The sequence below is a fragment of the Hydrotalea flava genome, assembly GCF_001623405.1.
Classification (GTDB): Bacteria; Bacteroidota; Bacteroidia; order Chitinophagales; family Chitinophagaceae; genus Hydrotalea; species Hydrotalea flava.
In genome coordinates this window covers 1-3,159 of record NZ_LUHG01000055.1, presented here as the reverse complement: position 1 = coordinate 3,159, position 3,159 = coordinate 1, and the positions used below count along the sequence as shown (strand labels likewise).

Genomic DNA, 3,159 nt, shown 5'->3' with positions numbered 1-3,159 from the left:
GTGTAGTGGTTACTCCCCTCCAAAATCCTGTTATTCAGCCCAACGATCAATTGAATATTACGGTGTACAGTGCTACCTTAAACCAGGAGCAGACAGCCCTGTTTAATTTGGCCAATACGGCCGGCAGCAATGGTACCATGGCTGGTGAAGGGGCCGTGAATGGCAGCACTTCGGCCGCGGGCTATTTTGTTGACTTAAATGGCAATATTCAAATGCCCATTATTGGGGTGGTAAAAGCTGCCGGCCTCACCATTCCCGCACTTCACGATTCCCTGGTGGCCAAACTATCCCCTTATGTATTACGTCCGGTGGTATTGGTGAAATTCAACCAGTTTAAGGTAAGTGTGATGGGGGAAGTGGTTACACCCGGTATTAAAACCTTTCCTTCGGGTATTGCCACCATACTGGATGCCATCAATACATCAGGAGGGTTAAAAGACGAGGGGCGGCGGGATAGCATACTGCTTATACGGCAGGATAGTGGCCGTATACGGCACTTTAGCTACGACCTTCGTTCCCTGCAAAATACTTTTTCCTCACCCGAGTTCCAGTTGCGGCAAAATGATATTGTGTATGTAAAAGCAAATAACCAAAAACTACGGTTATTGAAACAAAACCCAAATACGCTGCGAACTATTACAGTAATCAGTACCGTGGCTTCTTTAATTTTAATTACCCTTACCCTTTACCGTACCTTTTAAACCGCCCGTTTATGGAGCAAACCCCACTTACTTACCAGCGGGCCCAAACCACGGCCTACCAGTTAAGGGAACTCTTGTTCAAGTACCTGGCCTACCTGCCCCTCTTTATCCTGAGTGTGGTACTCTGCGTGGGCATTGGCTATGTGTATGTAAAATATACCGTACCCATTTACAATGCCAGTACCCTCTTACTGATTAAACCCGGGGAAGACAATACCATATCACAAACTGCCGGAAACGACCCCGTGTCTATTGCCCTCACCGGTGGCCGTAAAGTGAATTTAGACAATGAAATTGAGCAATTGCGCTCTTATCCCGTGATTGAAAGGGTGGTAAGGGCCGGGCAGTTTAATCTCCGCTATTTTACCCTCGGTAAAATTAACCACTACGAAATTGATCGGGCAGGGGGCTTTCAGCTCATTCCCCTCGCTATTCCCGATAGTACACAGGCCTATACTTTTTTGGTGCCTCACTATACTACCCAGGGTGGTACCGTTACCTGGGGGGGAGAGGAAAATGACCAATACCACCGGCATTTTCAATGGAACGATACCTTTACCGTAAATGGGGTAAAAATGGTGCTACTGCCCAATAAAGGCCTCGCCAACAATACCGTTCCCTACACCATTGTTTGGGAACCGATAGCCCGGGCCATTGGTGAAATACAGGGCGGCCTTTCCATTGCCATTCCCAACCCTAAAACCACCACCCTGCAATTGAATATCCGGGTCGAAAACCGCTACCGCGGTCAGGCCATCCTGAATACACTGATTGAGCAGTATAAAATACTGGATATTGACGATAAAAACAGGGTGGCCCGTAATTCTATTGCATTTATTGATCAACGCTTAAATATTGTGCAAAAAGAACTTACCCAACTGGAATTGGATATCAAGAATTACAAAGAGCGCAACCATATCAGCGACCTTAGTGTGATGGGGCAGCAGTATGCCAATTCTACCAAACAATTCCAGGATGCCATTGATGGGCTGCAAACAAAACTGAACCTGGCCATCATGGCCAACGATTACCTGAACCGCCCGGAAAACAGCCATAAACTCATTCCCTCCAGCATGGGCATTGATGACCCTACCTTCATGGCCCTGGTGGCCAATTACAACGAAGTGCAGTTGAAAAAAGACAAAACGGCTCCCTATATTACCTCTGGTGGTATAATTACGGGCGATTTAGACAACCAATTGTCTCAAACCAAACAAAGCATGCTGATTAGTTTGGCCAATTACCAAAAAGCCCTTCGGGAGCAGTTGGTTACCCAACAACAGCACCTGGCAGCCAGCGATGCCCTGCTTTTTTCCGTTCCAGAAAAGGAACGGGAGTTGATGGATATTAACCGGCAAAAAAGTATTAAAGAGAGCCTTTACCTCTATTTGCTGCAAAAGCGGGAAGAAGCAGCTATTTCCAGTTCTTCCACTGTATCCAATTACCAGCAATTAACCCCTGCTGTATCCTCCCCCGTACCGGTTGAGCCCCGCACCAATAATATCCGCATGTTTTCTCTATTGTTGGGTATTGTGCTGCCCTTCGGTATTATTTTTATCATTGATTTACTGAACGATAAAGTTACTAACCGGGAAGATATTGTAGAAAGGGTAGTAGCACCAGTGGTGGGTGAAATCAGCCATGCCGGTTTGGCGGGCCGCCACATTATTGTAAACAGTTCCCGGAACGTAATTGCCGAGCAGTTTCGCATTTTGCGTACCAACCTTGAATTCCTGATAAAAGGCAAGCCCAAACCAATTACCTATTTGGTAACCTCATCAGTAAGTGGGGAAGGAAAGTCGTTTATTAGCTTAAACTTAGCGGCGGTGCTCTCGCTGTCTAATAAAAAAGTGGCTTTATTGGAATTTGACCTACGCAAACTCCGGAAAGATGTGTATGAGGGCGAAAGCTCCAATTCAAAGGGTATTACCAACTATTTAATTGGTCAGGTGCCCAATCCGCAACACATTATTACCACGGTAGAAGGCCTGCCCAACCTGCATATTTTCCGTTCGGGCCCCATACCGCCCAACCCTGCCGAATTGGTGATTGGCGAGCAGGTAGCCGGCTTCATGGCCTGGGTAAAAGCCAATTATGATTACATCATCATCGACTCGGCCCCCGTGGGCCTGGTAAGTGATTCCTATGCCTTTACAGCCTATGCCGATGCGGTATTGTATATTATACGGCAGCGGTTCACCTTTAAAAAACAAGTTAACTTTTTTGCCGATTTGGTGGCCGACAATAAATTACCCAATCCCTGCATCGTGGTGAATGATGTACAATTGGGCGGCCGGTATGGCTATTATGGCTATGGTTATGGTTATGGTGGCTATGGCTACATGTATCGTTATGGGCTTTACAGCAAACGCGGTTACGGATATGGTTACTACGGGAAAACCGAAGAGGAGGGCTATTTCGATCCACCGGATAAAAGCTAATGGGGAAGGGGTGTGGT

2 protein-coding genes are annotated in these 3,159 nt (G+C 46.7%); both read left to right on the top strand.

All coding sequences use genetic code 11. The features are described from left to right. The coding region (locus A0F92_RS06385; RefSeq protein ID WP_167516855.1) for a polysaccharide biosynthesis/export family protein at positions 1-701 on the top strand (701 nt) is incomplete at its 5' end. 11 nt (positions 702-712) lie between these two features. Next, positions 713-3,142, top strand: coding sequence for a GumC family protein (locus tag A0F92_RS06380; RefSeq protein ID WP_068243084.1), 2,430 nt, complete (start codon positions 713-715; stop codon positions 3,140-3,142). Positions 3,143-3,159 lie beyond the last annotated feature (17 nt).